We start from the raw sequence: 25,710 nt of genomic DNA, 5'->3' as shown, positions 1-25,710 counted from the left end.
GCGTGCACACCTGTGACGGGAAGACAATGGAGGCCATGGGACGCGGCAAGCTCCGGATCTACCTCGGCGCGGCACCGGGCGTCGGCAAGACCTACGCGATGCTCTCCGAAGCACACCGCCGCATCGAGCGCGGCACCGACTGCGTGGTCGCCTTCGTGGAGCACCACGGCCGGCCGCGCACCGAGGTGCTGCTGCACGGCCTGGAGCAGGTGCCGCGCAAGGAGATCGGGTACCGGGGAGGCACGTTCACCGAGATGGACGTGGACGCGGTGCTCGCCCGGCGCCCCGAGGTGGCCCTGGTGGACGACCTCGCCCACACCAACGTCCCCGGCTCGCGCAACGCCAAGCGCTGGCAGGACGTCGAGGAGCTGCTCGCGGCCGGGATCGACGTCATCTCCACGGTCAACATCCAGCACCTCGAGTCCCTCGGCGACGTCGTCGAGTCGATCACCGGGACTCCGCAGCGGGAGGCCGTCCCCGACGAGGTCGTACGCCGGGCGGACCAGATCGAGCTGGTCGACATGTCACCGGAGGCGCTGCGCCGCCGCATGGCGCACGGCAACATCTACACACCCGACAAGGTCGACGCGGCCCTGTCCAACTACTTCCGGCCCGGCAACCTCACGGCCCTGCGCGAGCTCGCCCTGCTCTGGGTGGCCGACCGGGTCGACGAGTACCTGCAGCGCTACCGCAGCGAGCACCAGGTGTCGAAGATCTGGGGTTCCCGCGAGCGGATCGTGGTGGGTCTGACCGGCGGCCCCGAGGGCCGCACCCTGATCCGCCGGGCGGCGCGCCTGGCCGAGAAGGGCGCCGGGGGCGAGGTCATGGCCGTCTACGTCGCCCGCAGCGACGGACTGACCGCCGCCTCGCCCAAGGAGCTGACCCTCCAGCGCACCCTCGCGGAGGATCTCGGCGGCACCTTCCACCACGTCGTCGGCGACGACATACCGGCCGCGCTGCTCGACTTCGCCCGCGGGGTCAACGCCACCCAGATCGTGCTGGGCTCCTCGCGCCGCAAGACCTGGCAGTACGTGTTCGGGCCGGGAGTCGGCGCCACCGTGGCCCGCGAGTCGGGCCCCGACCTGGACGTGCACATCGTCACCCACGGGGAGGTCGCCAAGGGCCGCGGACTGCCCGTGGCCCGCGGCGCCCGGCTCGGCCGGGCCCGGATCGTCTCCGGCTGGGTGATGGCCCTCGTGGCACCGGTGGTCCTCGCGCTGCTGCTCAACGGCGTGGACCTGGGCCTGGCCAACGACATGCTGCTGTTCCTCACCGTGACGGTGGCGGCGGCCCTGCTGGGCGGGCTGCTGCCGGCGCTGGCCTCGGCAGCCGTCGGATCGTTCCTGCTGAACTACTTCTACACACCGCCGCTGCACCGGCTCACCATCGCCGACCCCAAGAACATCGTCGCCATCGTGATCTTCGTCGGGGTCGCGGTGTCGGTGGCGTCCGTGGTGGACCTCGCGGCGCGCCGCACCCACCAGGCCGCCCGGCTGCGTGCCGAGGCGGAGATACTGTCCTTCCTCGCGGGCAGCGTCCTGCGCGGCGAGACCAGCCTGGAGGCGCTGCTGGAGCGGGTCCGCGAGACCTTCGCCATGGAGTCGGTGGCACTGCTGGAGCGACGGGGCGAGGTGGACCCCTGGACGTGCGCCGGGCGGGTCGGCACGGGAGGGCCGCCGGCGCGCCCGGAGGACGCGGACGTGGACATGCCCGTCGGCGATCACATGGCGCTGGCCCTGACCGGACGCGTGCTGCCCGCCTCCGACCGCCGGGTGCTGGCCGCCTTCGCAGCCCAGGCCGCCGTCGTCCTGGACCGCCGGCGCCTGCGGGAGGAGGCCGACCGGGCTCGCGCCCTCGCCGAGGGCAACCGCATCCGCACCGCGCTGCTCGCCGCCGTCAGCCACGACCTGCGCACGCCCCTGGCCGGGATCAAGGCGGCGGTCTCCTCGCTCAGGTCGGAGGACGTCGAGTGGTCCGAGGAGGACCGTGCCGAACTCCTCGAAGGCATCGAGGACGGCGCCGACCGGCTGGACCACCTGGTCGGCAACCTGCTGGACATGTCCCGCCTGCAGACGGGCACCGTCACCCCGCTGATCCGCGAGATCGACCTCGACGAGGTGGTGCCGATGGCGCTCGGCGGAGTGCCCGAGGACAGCGTGACCCTGGACGTCCCCGAGACGCTGCCGATGGTCGCCGTGGACGCCGGGCTCCTGGAGCGCGCGATGGCCAACGTCGTGGAGAACGCGGTGAAGTACAGTCCGCCGGACGAACCGGTCCTGGTGTCCGCCAGCGCCATCGCCGACCGGGTCGAGGTCCGCGTCGTCGACCGCGGTCCCGGCGTGCCGGACGAGGCCAAGGACCGCATCTTCGAGCCCTTCCAGCGGCACGGTGACGCCCCGCGCGGAGCGGGCGTGGGCCTCGGCCTGGCGGTCGCCCGCGGCTTCGCCGAGGCCATGAACGGCACCCTCACCGCCGAGGACACGCCCGGCGGCGGCCTCACCATGGTCCTCAGCCTCCGTGCGGCCGACGCCGGCCCCGAGGCGCGCCCCCAGGGGACGTACCGCTCCGAGACGCGCTCCGAGACGCGCTCCGGGACGCGCTCCGGGACGCGCTCCGGGACGCGCTCCGAGACGTATCGCCCCGAGGGCGCGCACAGCCCCGTACACGCAGAAAGGCAGGCTTCATGACCAGGGTGCTGGTGGTCGACGACGAGCCGCAGATCGTGCGCGCCCTCGTGATCAACCTCAAGGCACGCAAGTACGAGGTCGACGCCGCACCCGACGGCCGGACCGCCCTCGACCTGGCCGCCTCCCGCCACCCCGACGTGGTCGTCCTCGACCTGGGCCTGCCCGACATGGACGGTGTGGAGGTGATCCGGGGACTGCGCGGCTGGACCCGGGTGCCGATCCTGGTGCTGTCCGCGCGGCACTCCTCCGACGAGAAGGTGGAGGCGCTGGACGCGGGCGCCGACGACTACGTCACCAAGCCCTTCGGCATGGACGAGCTGCTCGCCCGGCTGCGCGCCGCCGTCCGCCGGGCCGAACCCGTGGGGACCGGCGAGGACGACGTGACGACGGTGGAGACGGAGGGGTTCACCGTCGACCTGACCGCGAAGAAGGTCAACCGGGGCGGCAAGGACGTGCGGCTGACGCCGACCGAATGGCACCTGCTGGAGGTGCTGGTGCGCAACACCGGCCGCCTGGTCAGCCAGAAGCAGCTGCTCCAGGAGGTGTGGGGGCCGTCGTACGGGACGGAGACCAACTACCTGCGCGTGTACATGGCCCAGCTGCGCCGGAAGCTGGAGGCCGACCCGTCGCACCCCAAGCACTTCGTGACCGAGCCCGGGATGGGCTACCGATTCGAACGGTGAGGACGGCCGGGGTGAGCGGGGTTACGGCGCTGTCGGTGTGCACCGGTACGCTTCAGATATGAGTGCTGTTCCTCGTTCCGAAAAGCCGGCCGGCCGGTTCCGGCGCATGCTCGACCGGCTCTCCTCCTCGCAGGAGGACCTGGAGTCCGAGGAGCTGCGGGAGGACGCCGACACCGCGGGCTGTACGCGGATCGGTGACTGCCACGACCGGCAGATCGTCACCGTTACTGGTACCTTGCGCACGGTCACCCTGCGTCCGCGCGCGGGCGTGCCGGCACTGGAGGCCGAGCTGTTCGACGGCTCCGCCGCACTGGACGTGGTCTGGCTCGGCAGGCGCTCCATCGTCGGGATAGAACCGGGGCGCAAGCTGATCGCATCGGGCCGGATCTCGATGAGCCGGGGCCGCCGGGTGCTGTTCAACCCCAAGTACGAACTGCGACCCCTCGGACGGGAGTAGCCCGTGACGTCACTCGACAAGCCGACCGAAGAGAATACCGCCGGCGACGAGGCGAGGGCGGTGACGGAGGCCGCGCTGTTCGAGGCGTTCGGCGGGGTGCGGGGGATGGTCGAGACCGTCCTGCCCGGCCTGCTCTTCGTCACCATCTACACGATCAACAAGGACCTGCACTGGTCGGCGATCGCCGCGCTCGTGGTCTCCGTGGTGCTGGTCGCGGTCCGGCTGGCGATGCGGGACACCGTCAAGCACGCCTTCAGCGGCGTCTTCGGCGTGGCGTTCGGTGTGGTCTTCGCGATGATGACCGGCAACGCCAAGGACTTCTACCTGCCGGGCATGCTCTACACGCTGGGCCTGGGCCTCGCCTACATCGTCACCACGCTCGCCGGCGTCCCGCTGATCGGCCTGATCCTCGGCCCGGTCTTCAAGGAGAACCTCTCCTGGCGCACCCGCAACCCGGGCCGCAAGAAGGCGTACGCGAAGGCCAGCTGGGCCTGGGGCCTGATCCTGCTCGCGAAGTGCGCGATCCTCTTCCCGCTGTACTGGTGGGCGGACACGACGCAGCTCGGCTGGGTCCTGATCATCCTCAAGATCCCGCCGTTCCTGCTGGCGGTGTACCTGACCTGGCTCTTCCTGGCCAAGGCTCCCGCTCCCATCGACGTGTTCGCGGAGATGGAGGCGGAGGAGAAGGCCGAGGAGGAGCGCAAGGCCGCCCTGGCGGCCGAGCGCGGCGACACCCCGGGCGGATCGAGCAGCCCCGGCGGCGGCCGCCACCGCCGCTAGCCCTTGAGCGGCTGCACGGCTGCACGGCTGGACGGCTGAGCGGAAAGTGAAAGGGAAGGGGCGCCCGGAGATCTCCGGGCGCCCCTTCCCTTCACGTCGTGACGTCTCCGCGACCCGTCACAACCTGGCGGACTCAGTCCTCGGCGTCCTCCCGCCGCACCGACAGCAGGTCCTCCAGCTGGCCCTCGCGGGCCTGCGCGGCCACGAACAGCAGTTCGTCGCCCACCTCCAGGGAGTCCTCCTGGGACGGGGTGAGGACGCGGTTGCCGCGGATGATGGTGACCAGGGACGTGTCCTGGGGCCACTGGACCTCGCCGACCTGCGTGCCGGCCAGCGCCGACTCCTCCGGCAGGGTCAGCTCCACCAGGTTGGCGTCGCCGTGGCTGAAGCGGAGCAGGCGCACCAGGTCGCCGACGCTCACCGCCTCCTCGACCAGGGCGGACATCAGACGTGGAGTGGACACGGCGACGTCCACGCCCCACGCCTCGTTGAACAGCCACTCGTTCTTCGGGTTGTTCACCCGGGCCACGACGCGCGGCACGCCGTACTCCGTCTTCGCCAGCAGGGAGACGACCAGGTTCACCTTGTCGTCGCCCGTCGCGGCGATCACGACGTTGCAGCGCTGCAGCGCCGCCTCGTCCAGGGACGTGATCTCACAGGCGTCGGCCAGCAGCCACTCGGCCTGCGGAACGCGCTCGACCGAGATCGCGGTCGGCGCCTTGTCGACGAGAAGGACCTCGTGGCCGTTCTCCAGCAGCTCGCCCGCGATCGAGCGACCGACCGCGCCGGCACCGGCAATGGCGACCCTCATCAGTGACCGCTCTCCTCTTCGGGGCCCTCGGCGAACGCCGCCTCGACCTTCTCCACGTCGTCCGTCCGCATCATCACGTGCACGAGGTCGCCCTCCTGCAGCACCGTCTGCGAGGACGGCAGGATCGCCTCGCCGAGGCGGGTCAGGAACGCCACGCGGACGCCCGTCTCCTCCTGCAGTTTGCTGATCTTGTGGCCGACCCACTTCGGGGAGGCGTGCACCTCGGCGAGCTGCACCCCGCCGGTGGGGTCGCGCCACAGCGGCTCCGCGCCCGAGGGCAGCAGCCGGCGCAGCATCTGGTCGGCCGTCCAGCGCACCGTGGCCACGGTCGGGATGCCCAGGCGCTGGTAGACCTCGGCGCGGCGGGGGTCGTAGATCCGGGCCGCGACGTTCTCCACGCCGAACATCTCCCGGGCCACCCGCGCGGAGATGATGTTGGAGTTGTCGCCGCTGGAGACGGCGGCGAAGGCGCCCGCCTCCTCGATCCCCGCCTCGCGCAGGGTGTCCTGGTCGAAGCCGATCCCGGTGACCCGGCGACCGCCGAACCCGGGACCCAGTCGGCGGAAGGCGGTGGGGTCCTGGTCGATCACGGCGACCGTGTGCCCCTGTTGCTCCAGGGTCTGGGCGAGAGCGGAACCCACTCTCCCGCAGCCCATGATGACGATGTGCACGACCGTCCTTCCGGTGTCAACAGCTACTTCTCAGCCCCATCAGGGTCTCAGACAGAGGGACAAGCTACACATGGGCGGTACGGGCCCGGCACCCCCCGGCCGCATCGCGGACGGATCTCGGCGACCGCGCCCCCGCCGGCCCCGGCCGAGGGACCTGTTCCGCTTCGGCGGGCGGGCGCCGAGTGATGCTGCGCACGCTGCACAGGGTGAGGAATCCGAGGCCGAGCAGCGTCGCGGCGGCGCCGATCAGCTCCGCGGTCGGGGGCATGGGACCTCCGGGGGGTCGGGCGGGGACGGTCGAACGGGCCGGAATCGGCAGAGTTCAGTCAAGTTCCGTCATCTAGGCACGGCCGCGCCCTCACCTGCGGAATCCGTAACGCTCGCGGCCCCCGATTTCACTCGTGAGGCAGATCTCGGGTGGCAGGTGGGCGACCTCCTGTTCGAAGCCTTACGATCCTCTGTTGTGTCCAAACTGACCGACGTGCCCAAACGGATTCTGATCGGGCGCGCACTGCGCAGCGACCGGCTGGGGGAGACCCTTCTGCCGAAGCGCATCGCACTCCCCGTCTTCGCCTCCGACCCGCTGTCCTCCGTGGCGTACGCGCCCGGGGAGGTGCTGCTGGTCCTGTCCATCGCGGGCGTGTCGGCGTACCACTTCAGCCCGTGGATCGCGGCCGCGGTGGTCGTGCTGATGTTCACGGTGGTGGCCTCCTACCGGCAGAACGTGCACGCCTATCCCAGCGGTGGCGGCGACTACGAGGTGGCGACCACCAACCTCGGCCCCAAGGCGGGCCTGACGGTGGCCAGCGCGCTGCTCGTCGACTACGTCATGACCGTGGCCGTCTCGATCTCCTCCGGCATCGAGAACCTCGGCTCCGCGATCCCGTTCGTCGTCGAGCACAAGGTGCTGTGCGCGGTCATCGTCATCGTGCTGCTGACGCTGATGAACCTGCGCGGGGTGAAGGAGTCGGGCACGCTGTTCGCGATCCCGACGTACGTCTTCGTCGCCGGCGTCTTCGTCATGATCCTGTGGGGCGCGTTCCGCGGGCTGGTCCTCGGCGACACCATGCGGGCGCCGACGGCGGACTACCACATCAAGGCCGAACACCAGGGGCTCGCGGGATTCGCGCTGATCTTCCTGCTCCTGCGCGCCTTCTCCTCCGGCTGCGCCGCGCTCACCGGTGTCGAGGCGATCTCCAACGGCGTTCCGGCCTTCCGCAAGCCCAAGTCCAAGAACGCGGCGACCACGCTGGCGATGATGGGCCTGCTGGCCGTGACGATGTTCTGCGGCATCATCGCCCTCGCCGCGTCGACGAACGTCCGCATGGCCGAGAGCCCGGCCACCGACCTGCTCCACAACGGCGTCCCGGTCGGCTCCGGATACGTCCAGAACCCGGTGATCTCCCAGGTCGCCGAGGCCGTGTTCGGCAAGGGCAGCTTCCTGTTCGTCGTCCTGGCCGCCGCCACCGCCCTGGTGCTGTTCCTCGCCGCGAACACGGCGTACAACGGCTTCCCCCTCCTCGGCTCGATCCTCGCCCAGGACCGCTACCTGCCCCGCCAGCTGCACACCCGCGGCGACCGCCTGGCGTTCTCCAACGGCATCGTGCTGCTCGCGGGCGCCGCGACCCTGCTCACGGTCATCTACGGCGCCGACTCCACCCGGCTGATCCAGCTGTACATCGTCGGTGTGTTCGTGTCCTTCACGCTCAGCCAGACCGGCATGGTCCGGCACTGGAACCGCCACCTGGCCACCGAGAAGGACCAGGCCAAGCGGCGCCACATGATCCGCTCGCGGGCCATCAACGCCTTCGGCGCCTGCCTCACCGGTCTGGTGCTGGTCGTGGTCCTCCTCACCAAGTTCACGCACGGCGCCTGGGTGGCCCTGCTCGGCATGTGCATCTTCTTCGCGACGATGACGGCGATCCGCAAGCACTACGACCGCGTCTCCGAGGAGATCGCCGCACCGGAGGGCCCGAGCGACGACAGCGTCCGCCCCTCCCGCGTCCACTCCGTCGTCCTCATCTCCAAGATCCACCGCCCCACCCTGAGGGCGCTGGCGTACGCCAAGCTGATGCGCTCGGACACCCTGGAGGCGCTCACCGTCAACGTCGACCCGGCGGAGACCAAGGCGCTGCGCGAGGAGTGGGAGCGGCGCGGCATCGACGTACCGCTGAAGGTGCTCGACTCCCCGTACCGCGAGGTCACGCGGCCGGTCATCGAGTACGTCAAGAGCCTGCGCAGCCAGTCCCCGCGCGACGCGGTCTCGGTGATCATCCCCGAGTACGTCGTCGGCCACTGGTACGAGCACCTGCTGCACAACCAGAGCGCCCTGCGCCTGAAGGGCCGGCTGCTGTTCACCCCGGGCGTCATGGTGACCTCGGTGCCGTACCAGCTGGTGTCCTCCGAGGCCGCCCGGGACCGGGCCCGCAAGCGGCAGGACTGGAACGCCCCGGGTGCGGTCCGGCGCGGGCCGGCCGTGGTGCGGCCCAAGGAGCCTTCGGCGTCTTCGGCGCCTTCGTCCTCTTCGGGCAAGGACTGAGGCAGGCCGGGGCGGGCCGAGGCGGGGTGGCGAGGCCGTAGACTGGTGGGCTGTTGTCGGGCCCCCTCGCGGGGCCGCTCCCGCCCCCGTCCGCGATCTCGATCTGGAGTCACCCCGCCATGCCCGCAGAACCGAAGAAGTCGCTGGTGGGGGAGGAGTACGAGGTCGAGATCGGCCCCGTCGCCCACGGCGGTCACTGCATCGCCCGGACCTCCGAGGGCCAGGTGCTGTTCGTCCGGCACACGCTGCCCGGCGAGCGGGTCGTGGCACGCGTGACCGAGGGCGAGGAGGGCGCGCGGTTCCTGCGTGCCGACGCCGTACGGATCCTGGAGCCGGCCAAGGACCGTATCGAGGCGCCCTGCCCCTACGCCGGCCCCGGCCGCTGCGGCGGCTGCGACTGGCAGCACGCCAAGCCGGGCGCCCAGCGCCGCCTGAAGGGCGAGGTCGTCGCCGAACAGCTCAAGCGCCTCGCGGGCCTCACGCCCGAGGAGGCCGGCTGGGACGGCACGGTGATGCCCGCCGAGGGCGACAAGCTGCCCGCCGGGCAGGTCCCGCAGTGGCGGACCCGTGTGCAGTACGCGGTCGACCCGGCCACCGGGAAGGCCGGTCTGCGCCGCCACCGCTCGCACGAGGTCGAGCCGATCGAGCACTGCATGATCGCGGCGCAGGGCGTCAGCGAACTCGGCATCGAGCGGCGTGACTGGACGGGCATGGAGACGGTCGAGGCGATCGCCGCGACCGGCTCGCAGGACCGCCAGGTGATCCTGACCCCGCGTCCGGGCGCCCGCCTCCCGCTGGTGGAACTGGACAAGCCGGTCTCCGTCCTCCGCGTCGACGAGAAGTCCGGCGGCGTCCACCGCGTGCACGGCCGCCCCTTCGTCCGCGAGCGCGCCGACGGCCGCACCCACCGCGTGGGCGGCGGCGGTTTCTGGCAGGTCCACCCGAAGGCGGCGGACACCCTCGTGACGGCGGTCATGCAGGGTCTGCTGCCCCGCAAGGGCGAGACGGCCCTTGACCTCTACTGCGGTGTCGGCCTCTTCGCGGGTGCGCTGGCCGACCGCCTCGGCGACAACGGCGCGGTCCTCGGCATCGAGTCCGGCAAGCGCGCGGTGGAGGACGCCCGGCACAACCTCGCCGACTTCCCCCGCGTCCGCATCGAACAGGGCAAGGTCGAGTCCGTCCTGCCCCGCACCGGCATCACCGAGGCCGACCTGATCGTCCTGGACCCGCCCCGCTCCGGCGCGGGCCGCGACACCGTCTCCCACCTCTCCTCCCTCGGCGCCCGCCGCATCGCCTACGTCGCCTGCGACCCGGCCGCCCTCGCCCGCGACCTGGCGTACTTCCGCGAACAGGGCTACCGGGTACGGACGCTGCGGGTGTTCGATCTTTTTCCGATGACGCATCATGTGGAGTGCGTGGCGATTCTGGAGCCGGTCGAGAAGGGGCGCTGACTGCGGTTTTGCAGCGCTCTTCGGCTACTCGACCTGTTTCCGCCGGCGACGGATGAGCGGTGTCGATCGTCTGTAAAGGCGGCCTGACCTGCGGATTCAGGAGGGTGTGGCGACCGCGGCGCAAGTCGTGTCCGTGCGTTCCTCGGGCCGCTGACGCTCGCATGGCGCTCGTTCTGCAGCCCCGTCACGTCAGCAGGTCGCGTCCGACGCGGCTGTGCGGTCTGCCAGGGCGGCCCCGTTGGCAACCGGTGGAGTCGGCTCCACTCAGCGGTGAGGGCACGACGAAGATCGATGTGATGCAGTCAACTCCAGCAGCCACGGGTGCGGACCCAGGAGAGTCGCCGGCGATGGACATGACGCCTCCGCAGCTCACAAGCCGGACCGGCGAGTACAGGCCGTCCTCCGACGCCAGTGTCAGAAGCGTGCTGGTATTCCGTGGAGGAAAGCCCTTTCCAGGCGATGAGTTGCCGGCTACCGGTTTCCCGGTCTCCGACCAGGATTCCGGTAGGGCCGACCTGCACGCCGAAACGGTAGACCGCCCACTGGTATCCGTCGGTGTACAGCACGTTGTGGAGTGCCTTGATCTTCTCCCACTGCTTTCGGTCGTGGGTCTTCACCGACCACTTCTCCGGATCGGCCCCCGAGCCCGGCTGCTTCAGCTCGACGTGCCCTACGGTCCTGCCGCCGCTGGCGATGGCGAAGTCGGGCCGGATCCCGAGTTCTTTGACCCGACTCTGACCGTGGGCGATGAGCTTGAGGCGTTGCCGCGAGGCCATGCCGCGCAGCAGTTGCTCCACCGGTGCGGTGAGACTGTCCTCCCTGCTGCTGACCGCCCCTGCGGGCCCTTGCGGCTTGGCCCTGACTTCCTCGCCGAACCGGGCGACGAGGTCTGCGACCGATCCGGTCGTGCCCTTCCCCGCCCAGACGTCCCGTACTTGATCCCTTGCGCCACGGCGCGGGATGCGACCGTCTGCTGCCCGGTCGGGATGCATCGCTCACGGAGGCGCCCCGGCTGCATGGACATACATCATTGTGGTACATACGCTAATCTTGGTACATGTCGATGAAGCGCACCAACGTCTACGCTGATCCGGAAGACCTCGCGATCATTAAAGAGGCTGCGAAGCGGCGCGGTATCAGCGAGGCAGAGATCATCCGTCAGGGCATCCATCTCGCGGCCATGGCCAACCGCGTATGGGACGAGCCTCTCTTCTCCCGCACCTTCCAGGGGGCGGGGCACACTCCCGGCAAGCATGACGTGCGTGACGCTGTTGCCGATGCGGTGCGCCGAGAGACCGGGACCGGGACCGCTGCGTGATCGTCGTCATCGCGGACACTTCCGGGCTGCTTGCGGCGCTCGACTCCGCCCACCCCGAGCATCAAGCGTCGAACGAAGCCATCATGGCTGCTGGGCTCCTGGTGATGTCCCCGCTGCTGCTCGCGGAGATCGACCATGTCGCCACGCGTGAGCTCGGCCGTGAAGCGGCGCTCAGCGCGGTCGACGACATCCGCCACTGGGTGCGACGAGGCCGTGTCGTTCTCCCCGAGATCACGGAGGACCATCTGGGTGCCGCCCAGTCGGTGCGGGCCCGCTATCGCGACTTGGACCTGGACCTCGCGGACGCGGTGAACGTGGCCCTTGCCGCTGAGTACGACACCGACGCCGTACTCACGCTCGACCGGCGCGATTTTCGGGCTGTGCGCCCATTGGGCCGGCACAAGGTGTTCCGGGTGTTGCCCGACGACCTTCCGATCTGATTTCGGATGGTGCCTGGCTGTGTCGTCCGTCGGATTCCGTCGGTCATGACGCTCGCGACCCTCGCGGGCTCCCTGGTGAGGCGGGAAACCCCACCTGACCTGCAGTTCCCCGGATGCGGTCCCGGTCGACATCTTTCCGATGACGCACCACATGGAGTGCGTGGCGATTCTGGAGCCTGCTCGGAAGGCTTCCTGACCTGCGGCTTCGACCTTCCCCGACAGTCAACTCGCTCGACGAGAAGGAGCTCAAGGCGTCGCTCGATCAGATGCCCGACGCTCTCGGCCACGCCCTGGAGGCAGCGACCCTCGGCTACCCCGCAGTGCATCCGGACTCCGGCGTGGTGCGGGACGGGGACAACGCCGCGGTCATGCAGAAGGTCATGGAAAAGTACGGTGCGGACCCGGGTCTGCTCAAGAAGCACCACGAGGCGATGGCCGACAGCCTGGGCGTCATGGGCGCCGGCTACATCGACGACATCAACTGGGCGCTGGACAAGAACGATCCGGACAGCGTGTTCGCGCCGGGCAAGAACCCGGACGGGCACCTCGACACCGCGGACGGGAACGGGCGGAGCGTCGTCCGGGGCTTCCTCAGCACCCTGGGTCAGCACCCGGACGCCTACGCGACGGTCTCGACCGCGGAGCAGGTCTACACCCGCAGCGCGCTGGAAGAGACGGTGGGCCCGGACGGAAAGATCAACGAGGGCGCTGCCAGGGCGACCGTGCGCGTGGGCGCCGAGGTGCAGGGCATGCTCGACCAGTCCCGGGCCGACCAGGTGGAGGCGACGAACCTCAAGACCCACGAGGACTACGAGAAGGCCGTCGCCAAGCGGTCGGGCTGCATCGAGTTCGGGGCCACGGCGGGCGTCGCGGCGGGCGTCGCCTTCCTGCCCGCGACCGCGGCCGTGGGCACGGCCGCGGTGCTCATCCCGCTGGCGACCGATACCGCCAGTGGTGCCGCCGAACAGTTCATCGGCCAGATGGTCGGCGACATCTCCGACGGCTCGGTGGATGAGCACAAGGAGAAGATGGAGGACCTCACCGAGGAGGACAGGAAGAGGATCTACTCCGCCGGTGAGAGCATGGCCGAGGCCCCGATGGAGGAGTTCCTGCGGCACAACGGTGTGGACGCCGACAAATCCGTGTTCGCGCAGGACCTGCACGAATCGATGCCGATCGGCTACGGAGTCGGCAACGACCGGGAGAACCAGCAGGGCAACGACCCGGAGACCGGCTGATGCCGGTGGACGGCCGAGGAGACATGAGGATGCGGACAGTGATCAGTCGTGGGTCGGTACGCGGGGGACTGCTCTCCGCGGCCATGGCCGGCTCGTTGGTTCTCGGGGCCACCGGTTGTGGAGGGGACGGGGACAAGGACAAACTCCCGAAGGACTACAAGGTCGTTGCGGGGACACAACTCTGCGGTGGCGGTGCCGTGTCCGCCGACGCGTCCCGGGCGCTGAAGGTGATCACGGGGTCGTCGCGGTTCGAGGCGTCGGCGGAGAGGTATACCGTCGCGAAGGCCGCGGCGGACCTTGTCGCGGCGTTCTCGACCTCCACCGTGACCGTGACCAAGGACGTCTGCCGTGTCTTCATGCCCATCGGCGCGCCGGATTTCGAACTCAGAATCACCTGGAGGCTGACCGACGACGTCTCGACGGACGACCCGGCGGCACCGAAGTTCACCGTGCTGAAGATGGGGGAGGAGTCCCTGGCGGCGGCGGACATGGCGTACGTCTATTTCGGGTGCCGGAGCGACAAGTTCGCCAACTCGTCGGAAGGTGCTCACATCGTCATCGGCGTGGAGCGCTGGGGTATGCCGAAGCCGCCTGAGGGCGACGTGGAGGCGTTGAAGGACGCCTACGCGACCGTGGCCCACTCTGTCTCACTGGCCATGGCGAAGGAACTGCGTTGCGAGAAGAACGGCGGGCTTCCCGCGAGGCCCGTGCTGGATCCCGCGTAGCCGCTGAGAACGCGGAAAGCCGCTCGCCGTACGCGGACGGAGAGGCCCTTCAGTGCGGAAGTCCCGGCGCTGGAGGGCCTTTTCACCTCCGTGCGGTCAGAGCTTCGCGGTCGAGCGCGTCTTGATGGTGAGCGCGGCCAGCGTCATCATCACCGCGCCGAACAGCGCGGCGCAGGCGTACATCGTGAAGCCGATGTCGGCGTTGCCCGCCTCGATCAGAGCGCCGCCGATCCACGGGCCGAAGATGGCGCCGAAGCGGCCCATGCCGGAGACCCAGCCGAGGGCGGTGGGGCGGTCCTCGTCGTTGTGGTGGGTGCCGACCGTCGCGTAGACCATGGTCTGGCCGGAGAAGAGCAGGAGACCGGCGAAGAAGACCACCGCGTACAGCAGGCCGACCGACATCTTGACGCCCATCAGGTAGACGAAGACCGCGGTCAGCACGAACCAGGCGATGACAACCTTGCGGGGGCCGATCCTGTCGGCGGTGCGGCCGGCGATGAGCATGCCGCAGATGCCGCCGACGTTCAGGAAGGTCGAGAAGAGCAGCGAGTCGCCGGTGTCGTAGCCGAGGTCGACCATGATCTTCGGGAGCCACTGGCCGACTCCGTAGACCAGGAGCAGACCGGCGAAGGACGTCAGCCAGAAGCACAGCGTGGTGGACCACTGGCCGCCCCGGAAGAGGTTCTTCAGCGCGTCCAGCTTGCCCATGCCGCTCGCCTTGACCTCGGGCAGCTCGGTGCCGAAGTCCGCGGCGAGCGCCTGGGCCTCGGCGCGGCGGCCACGGGTGAGCAGGTTGGTCGGCGACTCGGGCAGCAGCTTGAAGGCGACCGGCAGCAGGATCAGGGCGGGGATCGCGGAGGCGATGAAGGCCGAGCGCCAGCCGTGGTCGTCGACCAGCCAGAGGGCGATGAGCGGCGCCAGGGCGCCGCCGGTCTGGTGCGCGGTCATGATGACGCCGGTGGCCAGGGCGCGGCGGCCACGGCTGGTGAACTCCATGCCGTACGAGATCGCGATCGGCAGCAGCGCGCCGAGGCCGAAGCCGCACACGAACCGGAAGACCCCGAACTGGCCGGAGGACTGCGACCATCCGGTGCCCAGCGTGGCGAGGGTGAAGATCGCGACGCTGACGAAGACGGTGATGCGGCGGCCGATCCAGTTCGACGCCATACCCGACAGGATCGTGCCGAGCAGCATGCCGAAGTTGGCGTAACTGCCGATGGTGCCCGCGATGTCGGGGGTGAGCCCGAGGCTGTGGCCGCCGAGCATCTTCGGGAGCACGGAGCCGTAGATGAACGTGTCGATGCCGTCCAGGAGGACGAGACCCCAGCACAGGGCGATGACGGCGTTACGGCTTCGGCGGGCCGCTGTCCCGGTCGCCCGGGCGAGCGGGGAGGTGGCGGAGGAGGACATCGTTGTTTCCTCTCGTGCGGGACGTCAGGGCGGGGCCCTGGTCCCTGGCTGCAAGGGCGGTGGGGCCGGTGCGGCTCGCGCGGCCGGATGGGAGGACGGACGGAGCGTGCCCCTGAGCTGCCGACTCCGCTCGGGAGCCTCGAGCTCGCTGTGGCCTAGACGTTAAGAAGCCACCACCGCTACGTCAACGTTTTTGTTAACAATCTTGGCAACGATTCCGCCCCGGGGCACGGACAGCCATCCCCCGGGGCCCGGACAGCCACCCCCCGGGGCCGGAAAGGGCAGGTCGGATCAGATCAGGGCTGGACGGGAGGCGTGCCGTGGGTGTGGAACGACTCGATGGTCTTCAGGCCCCACGCCTGGCCCTTCCTGCGCTCCTCCTCGGTCCATGTGATCAGTGGCCAGTCGGGGGCGAGGACGAGGCGGGTGAGCGGGTTGCACAGCTCGATGCGGTTGCCGCCGGGCTCATAGACGTAGAGGAAGAACGTCTGCTGGATGGCGTGCTTGTGCGGGCCCGTCTCGATGAAGACGCCGCTGTCGATGGCGAGGTCGGCGGCGCGCAGGATGTCCTCGCGGGTGTCGGTGGCGAAGGCGATGTGGTGCAGCCGGCCCTCGCTGCCGGTCCAGTCCTCGGTGTAGACGACGTCGTACGACTTGTTGGTGTACGTCAGCCAACGCGCCGCCGTTTTCCCGGAGTCGAGCCGGATCTGCTCGGTGGAGCGGGCGCCGAGGACCTGTTCCTGGAACTCGGCGTTGGCGAGGACGTCGGCCGCGAGGAAGTTGACGTGGTCCAGGCGCCGCACCCCCACTCCTCTGTCGGGCTTGGCCTGCGGCTGGTTCTTGAGCGCCGGCTTCAGCTCGTCGGGGGCCTGGTAGTGCTCGCTCTCCCAGTACAGGGCGTGCTCGTGGCCGTCCGGGTCGGTGGTGACGTACAGCCTGCCGAGGCCGGGTTCGTCCTCGACCCACTTCCCCGTGCCCCCGGCCGCCTCGACGGCCCGCACGCGGCGCTGGAGGGCTTCCTCGCCGGAGGTGCGCAGGGCGAGGCGGCCCAGGCCCGGCTGGTCGCGGCTGGTGAGGACAAGGCTGTGGTGCTCGTAGTCGTCGAAGGTCCGCAAGTAGACCGTGTCGCCGTCCTGGCCGTTGACGGTGAGGCCCAGGAAGTCGGTGAAGAAGGCGACCGAGGCGTCCAGATCCGGCGTGAACAGCTGGGCGTGGCCGATGTGGGCGATGTCGCCGAGAGGCGGGGTCATGAGCGACCTCCAGTGGGTGGTACGGGGAAGACGGTGCCGTCGAAGATCTTGCGGGCGGTGCGGACGACGGCGGTGCGACGGGCCCTCGGGCCGCCGTCGGAGGTGTGATCGATGTCGCTCTCGATGTCTGTGAATCCGCTGGGATGCTCGATGCGCAGCCGGTCGCCCCTCTCGGGGAGTGCCGCGATGCCGTGCGCGACGCTTCCCTCGATACGCAGCCCGGCGACCACGCTCGCGGCGCCGAGGACACCGATCGAGGTGTGACAGCGGACCGGGATGAAGGTGCGGGTGGTGACGGCGCCGCCGTGACGCGGCGGGGCGAGGAGGGTCAGCTTGGGGACGGTGGTGCCCGTGACGTCGCCCAGGCCCATCAACTCACCGGCCTCCTGGCGGATCTCGTGGAGCCAGGCGGCCAGTTCCCGGTTCGTCTCCAGGGCCTTCGGGTCCTCGTAACCCGTGACCCTCAGGGCCTGGGCGGGGATCAGGACCGTCGGCATCCCGTTGTCGACGCAGGTGACCTCGATGCCGGCGACCGTGTCGCGCACGTTCCCCGTAGGCAGCAACTCGGCCTTGCCCGGCGGGAATTCGACGACCACCGCGGAGGCGCTGCCGGGCACACCGGAGATCTCCGTGTCACCCGTGTAGTCGACGTGGCCGCCCGGCGTCGGGAAGGTGGCCGTGGCGAGGTCACCGGAGTTCACCATGCGGATGCGTACGGAGGTCTCGTCGTTCCCGGCTTGAACGAGACCCCGCTCGACCGCGAACGGGCCGACCCCGGCGAGCAGGTTGCCGCAGTTCTGACGCCTCGACACTTCCGGTTCGTCCACCGCGACTTGAAGGAAGAGGTAGTCGACGTCGGCCTCGGGGACGGCGGACGGCGACACCACGGCGACCTTGCTCGTGAGCGGGTGCGCTCCGCCGAGTCCGTCGATCTGGCGCGGGTCCGGACTGCCCATGACGCGCAGCAACAGGTCGTCGCGGAGGGCCGGTTCGGGGGGCAGGTCGTCGGCCAGGAAGTAGGCGCCCTTGGAGGTGCCGCCGCGCATCAGCATGCAGCGCAGCGACGCGGGGCCGGTCACGACGCGTCCTCCTCGTACGACCGGTAGGTCACCCCGAGCCGTACGAGCGTCTCGCGCAACCCATAGCGGTCCAGGCCCAGTTGGCCTTCCAGGAAGGCGGCGCGAGCCCCCGCCTCCTTCTGCTCGCGAGCCTCGGACGCCTCGGCGGTGTGGCGGGCGCGCTCGCGCGGGACGACCACCACCCCGTCGTCGTCGGCGACGATCACGTCACCGGGGCGGACCACCTGGTCGCCGATCACGATCGGTACGTTCACGCTGCCGCCGGTCGCCTTGACCGTGCCCTGCGGGCTGACGGCGGCGGACCAGGCGGGGAAGCCCATCGCGCGCAGTTCGGCGGTGTCGCGGATGCCGGTGTTCATGACGACGCCGCGCACCCCACGATGGGCGAGGGCCGTGGCGAACAGCTCGCCGAACAGGCCGTCCGTGCAGGGCGAGGTGGTGGTGACGACGAGGATGTCGCCCTCGCCGCACTGCTCGACCGCCGCGTGGATCATGAGGTTGTCACCGGGCCAGCACAGCACCGTGACGGCGGTGCCCGCGACACGTACGCCCTGCTGGATCGGGCGCAGATGCGTACCGAGGAACCCGGTGCGGCCCATGGCCTCGCCGACAGTGGCGGTGCCGTGGCCGGCCAGCGCCGCGACGTCCTTCGCCTCGGCCCTGGGCGGGTTGGTGACGATGACGCCGGGCATCAGGCGAGCTCCTTCGCGATCTGCGGGTAGGGCCGCATGTACGCCTCGGCCATCGTCTTGTGGGGCAGTCCCAGGTTCGGGCCGGCGTTGCGCTTGAGCTGCACCCCGCGGCGCACGGCGAGGTCGGTGTAGTACTCCCACAGGTGCTGCTGCGCGCCCAGGCACTCCATCGCCTTGCGCTTCGTGTCCCAGACCTCGGTGATGTCGAGGAGCACCTCGGGCCTGAAGCCGCTCATCTCGGGCTGGTGCGGCTCGAAGTAGAAGACGGGCGGGGCGCCGATGATCTCGCCCTCGCCCGGGTAGCCGATGGCCTGGGCGAGGACGCGGGCCTGAAGGGCCATGCGGTTGGCGGCCGGGTGGTCGCCGTTGTAGGGGTCCTCGACCGGGTGCGTGAGGACGACGTCGGGCTGCGTCTCCCGGTAGACGGCGACGAGCCGGTCGGTCAGTTCGGCGGTGGCGACCAGCGGGTAGTCGCCCGCGTCGAAGAAGCGGACCTCGGCGCCCAGCGTGGCGGCGGCGCGCTCGGCCTCGTCGCGGCGTATCGCCTTGATCTCGTCGAGCTTCTTGCCCTCGCGCCACGCCTTGGCGGACTCGCCGCGCTCGCCGAAGGTCAGGCACGCGATGGTGACCTTCTCGCCACGGGCGGCGGCCAGGGCGATGGCGCCGCCCGCCCGCCACACGAAGTCACCGGCGTGTGCGGTGACGACGAGGGTCGAACGGGGTGGGGTGGCGGCGGGTGCGCCGTTGCCGTGGGTCATGCTGCTTCTCCTTGGTGACAGGTGCCGCACCCGCCCCCGGAGCGGGTTCAGTCGGCGCGCAGGGCGTCGATCACGCTGCTGAGGTGGGCGCGAACGGCCGTCTCGGCCGCTTGCGGATCCCTGGCCCTGATCGCCTCGATCATGGCCAGGTGCTCACTCAGGGACTGCTGGGGGCGGCCGCGGCGCAGCGCCAGCTGGAAGCGGTGGCGCACCAGTTGGGCGTTGAGCCGCTCCAGGAGACCGACGGCCGTGTGCTGGCCGGAGATGTCCCGGATCAGGGCGTGCAGCGCGTGGTTGAGCTCGGAGTACGAGATCGGATCGCCGTCGGCGATCGCCTTGGACATGGCTTTGCCCAGGTCGGTCAGCTCGTCGAGCTGTGCGTCGGTCGCGGCCTCGGCGGCCTTGGCGGCGCACAGTCCTTCGAGCGCCATCCGGCACTCCGTGATCTCCACGGCCTCCTCGACCGTCACCACGCGCACTCGTGATCCGCGGTTGCGGATCCGCTCGACCAGCCCTTCGGAGGTCAGATCGAGCAGCGCGGCGCGCATGCTGGCTCGCGTGACGCCGTACTGCTCGGCGAGTTCGTTCTCCACCAGCCGCTGGGCCGGCGCCATCTCGCCGCGCAGGATCGCGTTCCGCAAGCGCTCCAGCGCGTACTGCTTGGCCTGCTCTCCGGAGCCTGGACGGGCTTCCTTCGGCATCTGCCCTCCCTGAGTGAGTGCCTGTCGACGCTAAATCTAGGCGAACAGAATTGTCAACAATTCTGTTTTCACTTCGCGGGCGCCCTGGGGGCGCGCCGCGGGCTGTGCACGCGGGCTGCGCATGAGGAAGCGCGGTCGCCTCGTCGGCGCCGACGTCGCCGACTGCTGGTCGGCGGCCGTGCGGAGCCGGGCCGTCAGGGGGTACGGAAGCCTCGGAAGGTCACCTGCCTGCGCGTCTTGAAGCCGAGGCGCTCGTACAGTGCGATCGCGGCGGTGTTCGTCTCGGCCACATGCAGGAAGGGACGATCGCCACGCGCCACGATGCGCGCGGTGAGCGCTCCGACCAGACGGGCGGCGTGGCCTTGGCCGCGTGCCTGCGGAGCGGTGCAGACGGCGCTGATCTCGGTCCAGCCCGGGGGCCTGAGGCGTTCCCCCGCCATCGCCACCAGGGCACCGTCGACGCGGACACCGAGGTAGGTGCCGAGTTCACGGGTGCGCGGCCAGAACGGCCCCGGCTCGGTCCGCGCGACGAGGTCGAGCATCTCGAGCACGCTTTCCCTGCCCAGTTCGACCACGCCGCTGTCGGGCGTGGCGTGAGCAAGGTCGGGCACGCCACCACCGGGCCGGACCATCTGACGGCCCTCGAGGCGGAAGACCGGCTCCCAGCTCGGCGGCGGAACGGCCGGGCAGCCGAACATGTCGGCGAAGGCGCCCGGACCGAGCAACGCGGCCAGGTCGGCCCAGTCCTCCGCGCCCGGCTCGGCGGAGACGGCGGAGAAGGTCGCCACGTCCGGGAGATAGGTGGCGGCCCGGCCGAGCCGCCGGGCGAGATGCGCGTGCCGCCCGCGGAGGGACTGGCCCACCGGGTCGTCGAGCGCCGACTCGTCCTCGTTCATCATCGTGCTGTTCCTTCACCTGGTGGGCGCGGCTGTGGTGGGGGCCGGTGGACGTCCCTGCGTTCCGGTTGCCCGGGAACAGGACGTACGCCTACGGGAACGCTTGGGCGGCGCGTGTGATCGAGGAGGCGGCCCCGCCGGGGTGCGTGGAGCTGCGTCAGGGCCCGCGAGCCCGGCGTGATCCAAACGAAAGGCCTAGGTGGGGTATCCGACCTGCACCTTGTCGTCAGGTGGTCAGCGGTCCTGTGCCGTCTCACCGGGACGGTCGGGGTCGCTCGGGGCCAGGCGTACGCAGCACTCGCCGGGCTCGGGGGCCAGGACGGCCTGGACCCCGTTGACCTCGAGGCCGTGGAGGTAGCCGGAGAGGAAGGCGTGGTTCATGCCGCACACCAGCTCCGGGGCCTTCGCGGCCAGTGGGTGGAACGGGCAGTTGCGCAGCCGGAGCTGGGTCGGGGTCTCCCGGACGGGTTCGTAGCCGTACTGGTCCAGTAGCCGCTCGCAGGCGGTCAGGCCGCGCTCGGGGCCCAGGCGGCCCGGGCGGGTCTCGTCCCGGGCCGCCTCGCCCAGCCGCAGGCCTCGATGTTCGGCGGTCCGCATGGCCGCCTGCGTGGCGTTCTCGTCGGCGCCCTCGGTGAGGACGGCGTCCAGGAGCAGGTCGGCCAGGAGCTCGTGGCGCCGGTCGGGGATGCTCACGGTGATCTGGGCGTCGGTGGGCTCGTACACCTTGGGCTGCCTGCCGACCTTGCGGATCCCGCCCGGTGTTTCGTAGCGCGCGCGCAGCAGGCCGGCGTCCACGAGCTTGTCGAGGTGGAAGGCGGCGAGCTTGCGGGAGATGCCGACGCTGGCGGCGGCCTCGTCGCGGGTGACGGCGCGGCGGGCGCGGCGGATGAAGGTGAACATGCGCCGGCGAGAGTCCTCGCTCAGGACGCTGACGGAGTCGATGGCGCTGTCGGCCGTGTCGGCCCGCTCGGTCGGATCAGAAGGCACAGGTCCACGGTAACTCCCATTCGCGCGGGCACAAGTGTTCTTTTGGCTCTCTGTCCTGCACATCTTGACGGAGCTCCGAAATAAGACCAAGATTCATTGGTGAAACTAGTCGGAGGTTCCGATGGCCAGTGAGTCACAGCTTCAGGCGAAGCGCCCGGTCAGCGCCTCGCTCGCCGGTCCATACGGCCACCCGTTCCACCCGATCCTGGTGACCGTGCCGATCGGTGCCTGGGTGACCAGCCTGGTGTTCGACATCGCGTCTCACGTCGTGCACCGTCCGGGCTTCCTGACCCAGTCCTCGGAGTGGCTGATCGCGGTCGGCGTGATCGGCGCACTGCTGGCGGCCATGGTCGGATTCCTGGACCTGTTCGCGATCCCGGCCGGCACCCCGGCCTTTCGCACCGCCTTGGTCCACATGACGCTCAACCTGCTGGTGACCGCCGCCTACGTCGTCAACTTCCTGTGGCGCCACGGCGACTACGCCGGCGGCGCAGGCGTCGGCATCGGCCCGCTCGTCCTGTCGGCACTGAGCATCGTGGCCCTCGCGATCTCGGGATTCCTGGGCGGCAAGCTCGCCTACCGCTACGGCGTACGCGTCGCCGACGAGAACACCCAGGCCGAGGGATACACGTCCGGCCGCGGCCGGAACGGCACCCGCCCGGCCGTATGACCGGCCCCCACGCCCACCCTGACGGCCGGTGTCCTCCGGCTGCCTTCACCACCGTCCCCCTCGGGAGTTCCCCATGGACATCGCCGCCCTGATCACCTGGGTGATCACCGCTCTCGGCGGTTTCTACATGCTCGGCACCTGGATCCAACGCGGCGGAATCCGCCAGCAGCAGACCGGCACCAGCCGGCTGCCCGCACCCGTCGTCTTCGGCCACTTCGCCCTGGCCGCCATCGGACTGGTCGTGTGGATCATCTACATCGTGGCGGACAAGAGTGCGCTCGCCTGGACCTCGTTCGGCCTGCTGCTGCCGGTGGCGCTGCTCGGGTTCGTGATGCTGGCCCGCTGGATCCCCGTCCGGCGGGAGCACGCCACGGTCGACGCGGCAGTGGCCGCCGCGGGGCCGGGAGCCGAAGGCACCGTCCCCGCCGAGCGGCACTTCCCGGTGTCGGTCGTGCTGGCCCACGGTCTGCTCGCCGTGGTCACCCTCGTCCTGGTGCTGCTCACCGCCCTGGGTATCGGGGGCAGCTGACATGACCGAGCACCCCCACCACGCCACCGCCGCCCTGACGGACCCCCTCGACGAGGAAGCCGCGACACCCGCGCGGCCGGCCCTGCGGGTCGTCCACGAGTCCGACGGGATCGACCTGGCCGCCGCGGAAGCCGCGGCCGGCCAGTTCCTCGCCGCGCTCGGGATCTCCACCGCCTCGGAGAGCCTGCGCGGCACACCGGGGCGGATGGCCCGCGCCTACGCGGAACTCTTCACCCCGCGCCCCTTCGACCTGACCACCTTCCCCAACGACGAGGGATACGACGAACTCGTCCTGGCCCGCCGCATACCGGTCCGGTCGGTGTGCGAGCACCACCTGCTGCCCTTCGTGGGCACGGCGCACGTCGGCTATCTGCCCGGAGCCCGCATCCTGGGTCTGTCCAAGCTGGCGCGTGTCGTCGAGCACTTCGCCTGCCGTCCGCAGGTCCAGGAACGCCTGACCAAGCAGGTCGCCGACTGGTTGCAGACACATCTGGAGCCCAAGGGCGTCGGCGTGGTGATCGAGGCGGAACACTGCTGCATGACCCTGCGCGGCGTCCAGGCCACCGGGTCCAGCACCATGACCTCGACCCTCCTCGGCCTGCTGCGCTCCGACGCCCGCTCCCGCAGCGAATTCCTCGGCCTGACCGGAGCGGCCTCCTGACCGCGGCGGCCCGCTGACCGCGGCGGCCTCCTGCCCCGGCGCTCCACCACCCCATCGGGCTGGCGCACGCGGGGCGGTGGAGCCGCCGTGCCGGAACGGCTCCTCACCCCGTGGCGGCATTCCCTGGCGGCCCCCTCAGCGGCCGGGCCGGAGTGGGTGCGGAGGGCTGAGCGCAGGGCCAGGGCGTACTTCCGGTCGGAGCGCCGAGAAGTTCGCCCGGGCCGGCATCGCCGCCCTCGGCAACCGCCGCTGACCCCGAGGCAACTGGCCCCTGGGAGAGTGCCTTTGCGCCGGCTTGCGGATCCGTCCGGAGTGCACCCACGGTGTCGGAGCGGCCTCGAGAAGCAGCGTGCAGCAGTATTCGGTCCTCAGCCTGGTGGGTTCGGGCTGCGTCGGCCTGTTCGTCGGGTGGATCGCCTACCGGACCCTGCAGCCTCGGGCCGGTGACGCCGCCCGCCCGTCCCGTCGGCGTTCCGGCTCGTCCCCGGGAACGGGACGGCTGACGGCCGGGTCGTCCGATCGGACGACCCGGTGCCGTACGTGGCCTCGGTACGGCCCTGGTACGGCCCTGTCACGGTCCTCGTCGCCGCTCTGGTACATACCAATACGGCCGCTGTTCGGCCGACCCGATTGACGTGGCGGGGTCCCTCGCCTGTGCTGTCGGGGAACGGCAAGGCGCGAAGTTGCGGATGTCACACGGCTGGAGGCGCGAGCCTCGCCCGGGAGGGCCCATGTCCGTCGAAGCAGCGCAGGCAGCACCGCCGTGGGCGGAGTTCGGGCGGCGGCTCAGGTCCCGGCGCAGACAGGCCGGGCTCACCCAGGCGCAGCTCGGCCTGAAGGTGGGGTATCACCACAGCCTCATCAGCAGGCTGGAGGCGGGGCTGCGGGAACCGCCCGCCGGGCTGGTGCGCGGGCTCGACTCCGTCCTGGAGACCGGCGGCGAGCTGGCGGCGCTCGTCGCCGCGCCGCGCGAGGTGCCGTACGGCGCGGGCCGCTCGGCGCTGTGCCCCGCGCTGTTCGCGCCGCTGCCCGGGGCGGACGCACCCGGCGCCGAGGGCCTCCTGCCGGACCTCCGGTCGTGGCCCTCGGTGCTGCCCGCCGAGGGGCTCGCCTGCCCGTTGCACGGCACCGTGGGGTGCGCGGTGCCCGACCAGGCGGAGACATCGCTCCTGTTACCGGCGCTGACGGCGACGGACGGCCGGTTCGCCGAGGCGACGAGCGCCGAACCGGAGCTGCTGCACGGGCTCACCGCCGTCCTGGCCTGTCTGATCCGCCGGACGTTGCAGCAGGTCACCGCGGACGGTGTGGCCACCGTGGAGCGGCTGCTGCGGGCGCTGACGCGGTGGGCGGAGGCCGTGGACTCCACCGGCCGGCTGCCGTACGGGCAGTTGCGGCTGGCGGCCCAGTACGCCCAGGTCGCCGGGCGCCTGCGGATGCAGCGCGGCCAGAGCAGCATCGGCATGGCCTGGTTCGGCCACGGACTGGCCTGGGCGGACGCCGTCCACGACGCCCCGGCCCGGGCGACGCTGCTCAGCGACATGTGCACCCTGGTCCGGCTCGACCAGGATGCCGGATCTACGCTCGCGTACGCGCGGGCCATCGGTGCGGTGGACGCCCGGCGGCGGTGGGTGGCCACTCTGTCGTCCCTGTACCAGGCCCGCGGACACGCCCTGGGTCACGACGTCGCCGAGTGCCGCCGGCACATCGCCGCGGCCCGGCGCACGTTCGCCCGCCTGGGCCACCGCGACCACCTGGAGGCGCCCTGGTTGTCGGGCGCCGAGGGCGAGATGCGGGTGGAGTCGGCGATCGGCGGCGCTCTGCGCGACCTCGCCGCGGTGACCGGGGACCGTACGACGGCCCGGCGCGCCGCCGACGCCACCGCACGCTCGCGCGCCCAACTGCCGCCGTCGATGCGTGCCACCCATCTGCTGCTCACCCTGCGCCTCGCCGACAGCTGGGCCTGCGCCGGCGATCCCGGCGCGGCGGTCGAGCTGGCGGCCCCGGTGCTCACGGAGGCCGTGGACTCGCGCGAGTTGATGATCAACGCCGAGCTGCGCGGACTGCACGCCCGGCTCTTCACCCACTGGGCAGGGGTCGCCGAGGTCAGGCGGTACCGCGAATCGGTGCGGGAGGCGGGCGCCCGGGGGCCGGTGGAGCCCGGCGTCTGAACCGGCGTCCGTTTGCCGGATTTTGACAAGCCGTGACGGCGGCATTCCCGGCCGTTGACCCGGGCGCGGCCGGGTGTGAGGGTTCGGCCAGCCCGGCGGCGGGAGACCG

Annotated in this window: 24 protein-coding genes and 1 pseudogene; 14 read left to right on the top strand and 11 right to left on the bottom strand. The window is 70.8% G+C overall.

The window, feature by feature from the left end:
• Positions 1 to 35: 35 nt before the first annotated feature.
• From ABZ484_RS12275 to ABZ484_RS12260, 4 genes are read left to right on the top strand one after another with little or no spacing between them, the layout of a single operon-like run.
• Positions 36 to 2,687 (top strand): sensor histidine kinase KdpD, encoded by a 2,652-nt coding sequence (locus ABZ484_RS12275; RefSeq protein ID WP_358865821.1) that lies wholly within the window; start codon positions 36 to 38, stop codon positions 2,685 to 2,687.
• The gene (locus ABZ484_RS12270; protein ID WP_358865820.1) at positions 2,684 to 3,370 is read left to right on the top strand and encodes a response regulator; all 687 of its coding nucleotides are present in this window, start codon (positions 2,684 to 2,686) and stop codon (positions 3,368 to 3,370) included. The genes ABZ484_RS12275 and ABZ484_RS12270 overlap by 4 nt, the downstream gene beginning before the upstream one ends.
• 58 nt (positions 3,371 to 3,428) lie before the next feature.
• Positions 3,429 to 3,827 carry an OB-fold nucleic acid binding domain-containing protein gene (locus tag ABZ484_RS12265; RefSeq protein ID WP_358865819.1) on the top strand — a complete coding sequence of 133 codons (399 nt, stop codon included), beginning with the start codon at positions 3,429 to 3,431 and terminating at the stop codon, positions 3,825 to 3,827.
• Positions 3,828 to 3,830: 3 nt separating this feature from the next.
• Positions 3,831 to 4,607 carry a DUF3159 domain-containing protein gene (locus ABZ484_RS12260; protein ID WP_358865818.1) on the top strand — a complete coding sequence of 259 codons (777 nt, stop codon included), beginning with the start codon at positions 3,831 to 3,833 and terminating at the stop codon, positions 4,605 to 4,607.
• A gap of 133 nt (positions 4,608 to 4,740) precedes the next feature.
• On the opposite strand, the gene ABZ484_RS12255 is transcribed toward ABZ484_RS12260, so the two are convergent.
• The gene (locus ABZ484_RS12255) at positions 4,741 to 5,418 is read right to left on the bottom strand and encodes a TrkA family potassium uptake protein (RefSeq protein ID WP_358865817.1); all 678 of its coding nucleotides are present in this window, start codon (positions 5,416 to 5,418) and stop codon (positions 4,741 to 4,743) included.
• Positions 5,418 to 6,089 (bottom strand): TrkA family potassium uptake protein, encoded by a 672-nt coding sequence (locus ABZ484_RS12250; protein ID WP_028424335.1) that lies wholly within the window; start codon positions 6,087 to 6,089, stop codon positions 5,418 to 5,420. Before ABZ484_RS12250 ends, ABZ484_RS12255 begins: the two co-directional genes overlap by 1 nt.
• 463 nt (positions 6,090 to 6,552) lie before the next feature.
• Here ABZ484_RS12250 and ABZ484_RS12245 point away from each other — a divergent pair, with 463 nt between their 5' ends.
• Positions 6,553 to 8,628 (top strand): APC family permease, encoded by a 2,076-nt coding sequence (locus tag ABZ484_RS12245; RefSeq protein ID WP_358865816.1) that lies wholly within the window; start codon positions 6,553 to 6,555, stop codon positions 8,626 to 8,628.
• A gap of 119 nt (positions 8,629 to 8,747) precedes the next feature.
• Positions 8,748 to 10,079: a TRAM domain-containing protein gene (locus ABZ484_RS12240; protein WP_358865815.1), complete on the top strand. Its 1,332-nt coding sequence runs from the start codon at positions 8,748 to 8,750 to the stop codon at positions 10,077 to 10,079.
• A 302-nt stretch (positions 10,080 to 10,381) separates the two neighbouring features.
• On the opposite strand, the gene ABZ484_RS12235 is transcribed toward ABZ484_RS12240, so the two are convergent.
• Positions 10,382 to 10,876 (bottom strand): hypothetical protein, encoded by a 495-nt coding sequence (locus ABZ484_RS12235; RefSeq protein ID WP_358865814.1) that lies wholly within the window; start codon positions 10,874 to 10,876, stop codon positions 10,382 to 10,384.
• Between the two features lie 260 nt (positions 10,877 to 11,136).
• Here ABZ484_RS12235 and ABZ484_RS12230 point away from each other — a divergent pair, with 260 nt between their 5' ends.
• The 4 genes and pseudogenes from ABZ484_RS12230 (at position 11,137) to ABZ484_RS12215 (ending at position 13,800) form a co-directional block, all read left to right on the top strand.
• Positions 11,137 to 11,397 carry a CopG family transcriptional regulator gene (locus tag ABZ484_RS12230; RefSeq protein WP_358865813.1) on the top strand — a complete coding sequence of 87 codons (261 nt, stop codon included), beginning with the start codon at positions 11,137 to 11,139 and terminating at the stop codon, positions 11,395 to 11,397.
• Positions 11,394 to 11,837, top strand: coding sequence for a PIN domain-containing protein (locus ABZ484_RS12225; protein WP_358865812.1), 444 nt, complete (start codon positions 11,394 to 11,396; stop codon positions 11,835 to 11,837). The genes ABZ484_RS12230 and ABZ484_RS12225 overlap by 4 nt, the downstream gene beginning before the upstream one ends.
• A gap of 221 nt (positions 11,838 to 12,058) precedes the next feature.
• Positions 12,059 to 13,075: pseudogene (locus ABZ484_RS12220) on the top strand (hypothetical protein); the annotation flags it as partial.
• A 29-nt stretch (positions 13,076 to 13,104) separates the two neighbouring features.
• Positions 13,105 to 13,800: a hypothetical protein gene (locus ABZ484_RS12215; protein ID WP_358865811.1), complete on the top strand. Its 696-nt coding sequence runs from the start codon at positions 13,105 to 13,107 to the stop codon at positions 13,798 to 13,800.
• Between the two features lie 96 nt (positions 13,801 to 13,896).
• On the opposite strand, the gene ABZ484_RS12210 is transcribed toward ABZ484_RS12215, so the two are convergent.
• The 8 genes from ABZ484_RS12210 to ABZ484_RS12175 all read right to left on the bottom strand — a co-directional run bounded on the left by ABZ484_RS12210 (position 13,897) and on the right by ABZ484_RS12175 (position 21,573).
• Positions 13,897 to 15,210, bottom strand: a complete 1,314-nt coding sequence (locus ABZ484_RS12210; protein WP_358865810.1) for an aromatic acid/H+ symport family MFS transporter — start codon at positions 15,208 to 15,210, stop codon at positions 13,897 to 13,899.
• A gap of 296 nt (positions 15,211 to 15,506) precedes the next feature.
• Entirely contained in the window at positions 15,507 to 16,460 is a 954-nt protein-coding gene (locus ABZ484_RS12205) for a catechol 2,3-dioxygenase (RefSeq protein ID WP_358865809.1), read from the bottom strand.
• On the bottom strand, positions 16,457 to 17,539 hold the full coding sequence (locus tag ABZ484_RS12200; RefSeq protein WP_358865808.1) for a 4-oxalomesaconate tautomerase: 1,083 nt from the start codon (positions 17,537 to 17,539) through the stop codon (positions 16,457 to 16,459). The genes ABZ484_RS12205 and ABZ484_RS12200 overlap by 4 nt, the downstream gene beginning before the upstream one ends.
• Complete coding sequence (locus ABZ484_RS12195; RefSeq protein ID WP_358865807.1) at positions 17,536 to 18,231, bottom strand: 4-carboxy-4-hydroxy-2-oxoadipate aldolase/oxaloacetate decarboxylase; 696 nt, start codon at positions 18,229 to 18,231, stop codon at positions 17,536 to 17,538. Before ABZ484_RS12195 ends, ABZ484_RS12200 begins: the two co-directional genes overlap by 4 nt.
• A complete protein-coding gene (locus tag ABZ484_RS12190) occupies positions 18,231 to 18,989 on the bottom strand; it encodes a PIG-L deacetylase family protein (RefSeq protein ID WP_358865806.1) in 759 nt (252 codons plus the stop codon). The genes ABZ484_RS12195 and ABZ484_RS12190 overlap by 1 nt, the downstream gene beginning before the upstream one ends.
• A gap of 47 nt (positions 18,990 to 19,036) precedes the next feature.
• Entirely contained in the window at positions 19,037 to 19,690 is a 654-nt protein-coding gene (locus tag ABZ484_RS12185; protein ID WP_358865805.1) for a GntR family transcriptional regulator, read from the bottom strand.
• Between the two features lie 194 nt (positions 19,691 to 19,884).
• Positions 19,885 to 20,586 (bottom strand): GNAT family N-acetyltransferase, encoded by a 702-nt coding sequence (locus ABZ484_RS12180; protein WP_358865847.1) that lies wholly within the window; start codon positions 20,584 to 20,586, stop codon positions 19,885 to 19,887.
• Between the two features lie 234 nt (positions 20,587 to 20,820).
• A complete protein-coding gene (locus ABZ484_RS12175; protein WP_358865804.1) occupies positions 20,821 to 21,573 on the bottom strand; it encodes a helix-turn-helix domain-containing protein in 753 nt (250 codons plus the stop codon).
• A 121-nt stretch (positions 21,574 to 21,694) separates the two neighbouring features.
• On the opposite strand from ABZ484_RS12175, the gene ABZ484_RS12170 reads away from it, so the two are divergent.
• The 4 genes from ABZ484_RS12170 to ABZ484_RS12155 all read left to right on the top strand — a co-directional run bounded on the left by ABZ484_RS12170 (position 21,695) and on the right by ABZ484_RS12155 (position 25,601).
• The gene (locus tag ABZ484_RS12170) at positions 21,695 to 22,243 is read left to right on the top strand and encodes a DUF2231 domain-containing protein (protein WP_358865803.1); all 549 of its coding nucleotides are present in this window, start codon (positions 21,695 to 21,697) and stop codon (positions 22,241 to 22,243) included.
• Between the two features lie 73 nt (positions 22,244 to 22,316).
• Complete coding sequence (locus tag ABZ484_RS12165; RefSeq protein WP_358865802.1) at positions 22,317 to 22,772, top strand: hypothetical protein; 456 nt, start codon at positions 22,317 to 22,319, stop codon at positions 22,770 to 22,772.
• Position 22,773: 1 nt separating this feature from the next.
• Positions 22,774 to 23,433, top strand: coding sequence for a GTP cyclohydrolase I FolE (gene folE / locus ABZ484_RS12160; protein WP_358865801.1), 660 nt, complete (start codon positions 22,774 to 22,776; stop codon positions 23,431 to 23,433).
• Positions 23,434 to 24,164: 731 nt separating this feature from the next.
• On the top strand, positions 24,165 to 25,601 hold the full coding sequence (locus ABZ484_RS12155; protein ID WP_358865800.1) for a helix-turn-helix transcriptional regulator: 1,437 nt from the start codon (positions 24,165 to 24,167) through the stop codon (positions 25,599 to 25,601).
• The last annotated feature ends 109 nt before the right edge of the window (positions 25,602 to 25,710 follow it).

The sequence above is a fragment of the Streptomyces sp. NPDC006393 genome, from assembly GCF_040628575.1.
In the GTDB taxonomy this organism is placed as follows: domain Bacteria; phylum Actinomycetota; class Actinomycetes; order Streptomycetales; family Streptomycetaceae; genus Streptomyces.
Note: the sequence above shows the minus strand (reverse complement) of the source record. Positions and strands in the feature narration are given on the sequence as shown.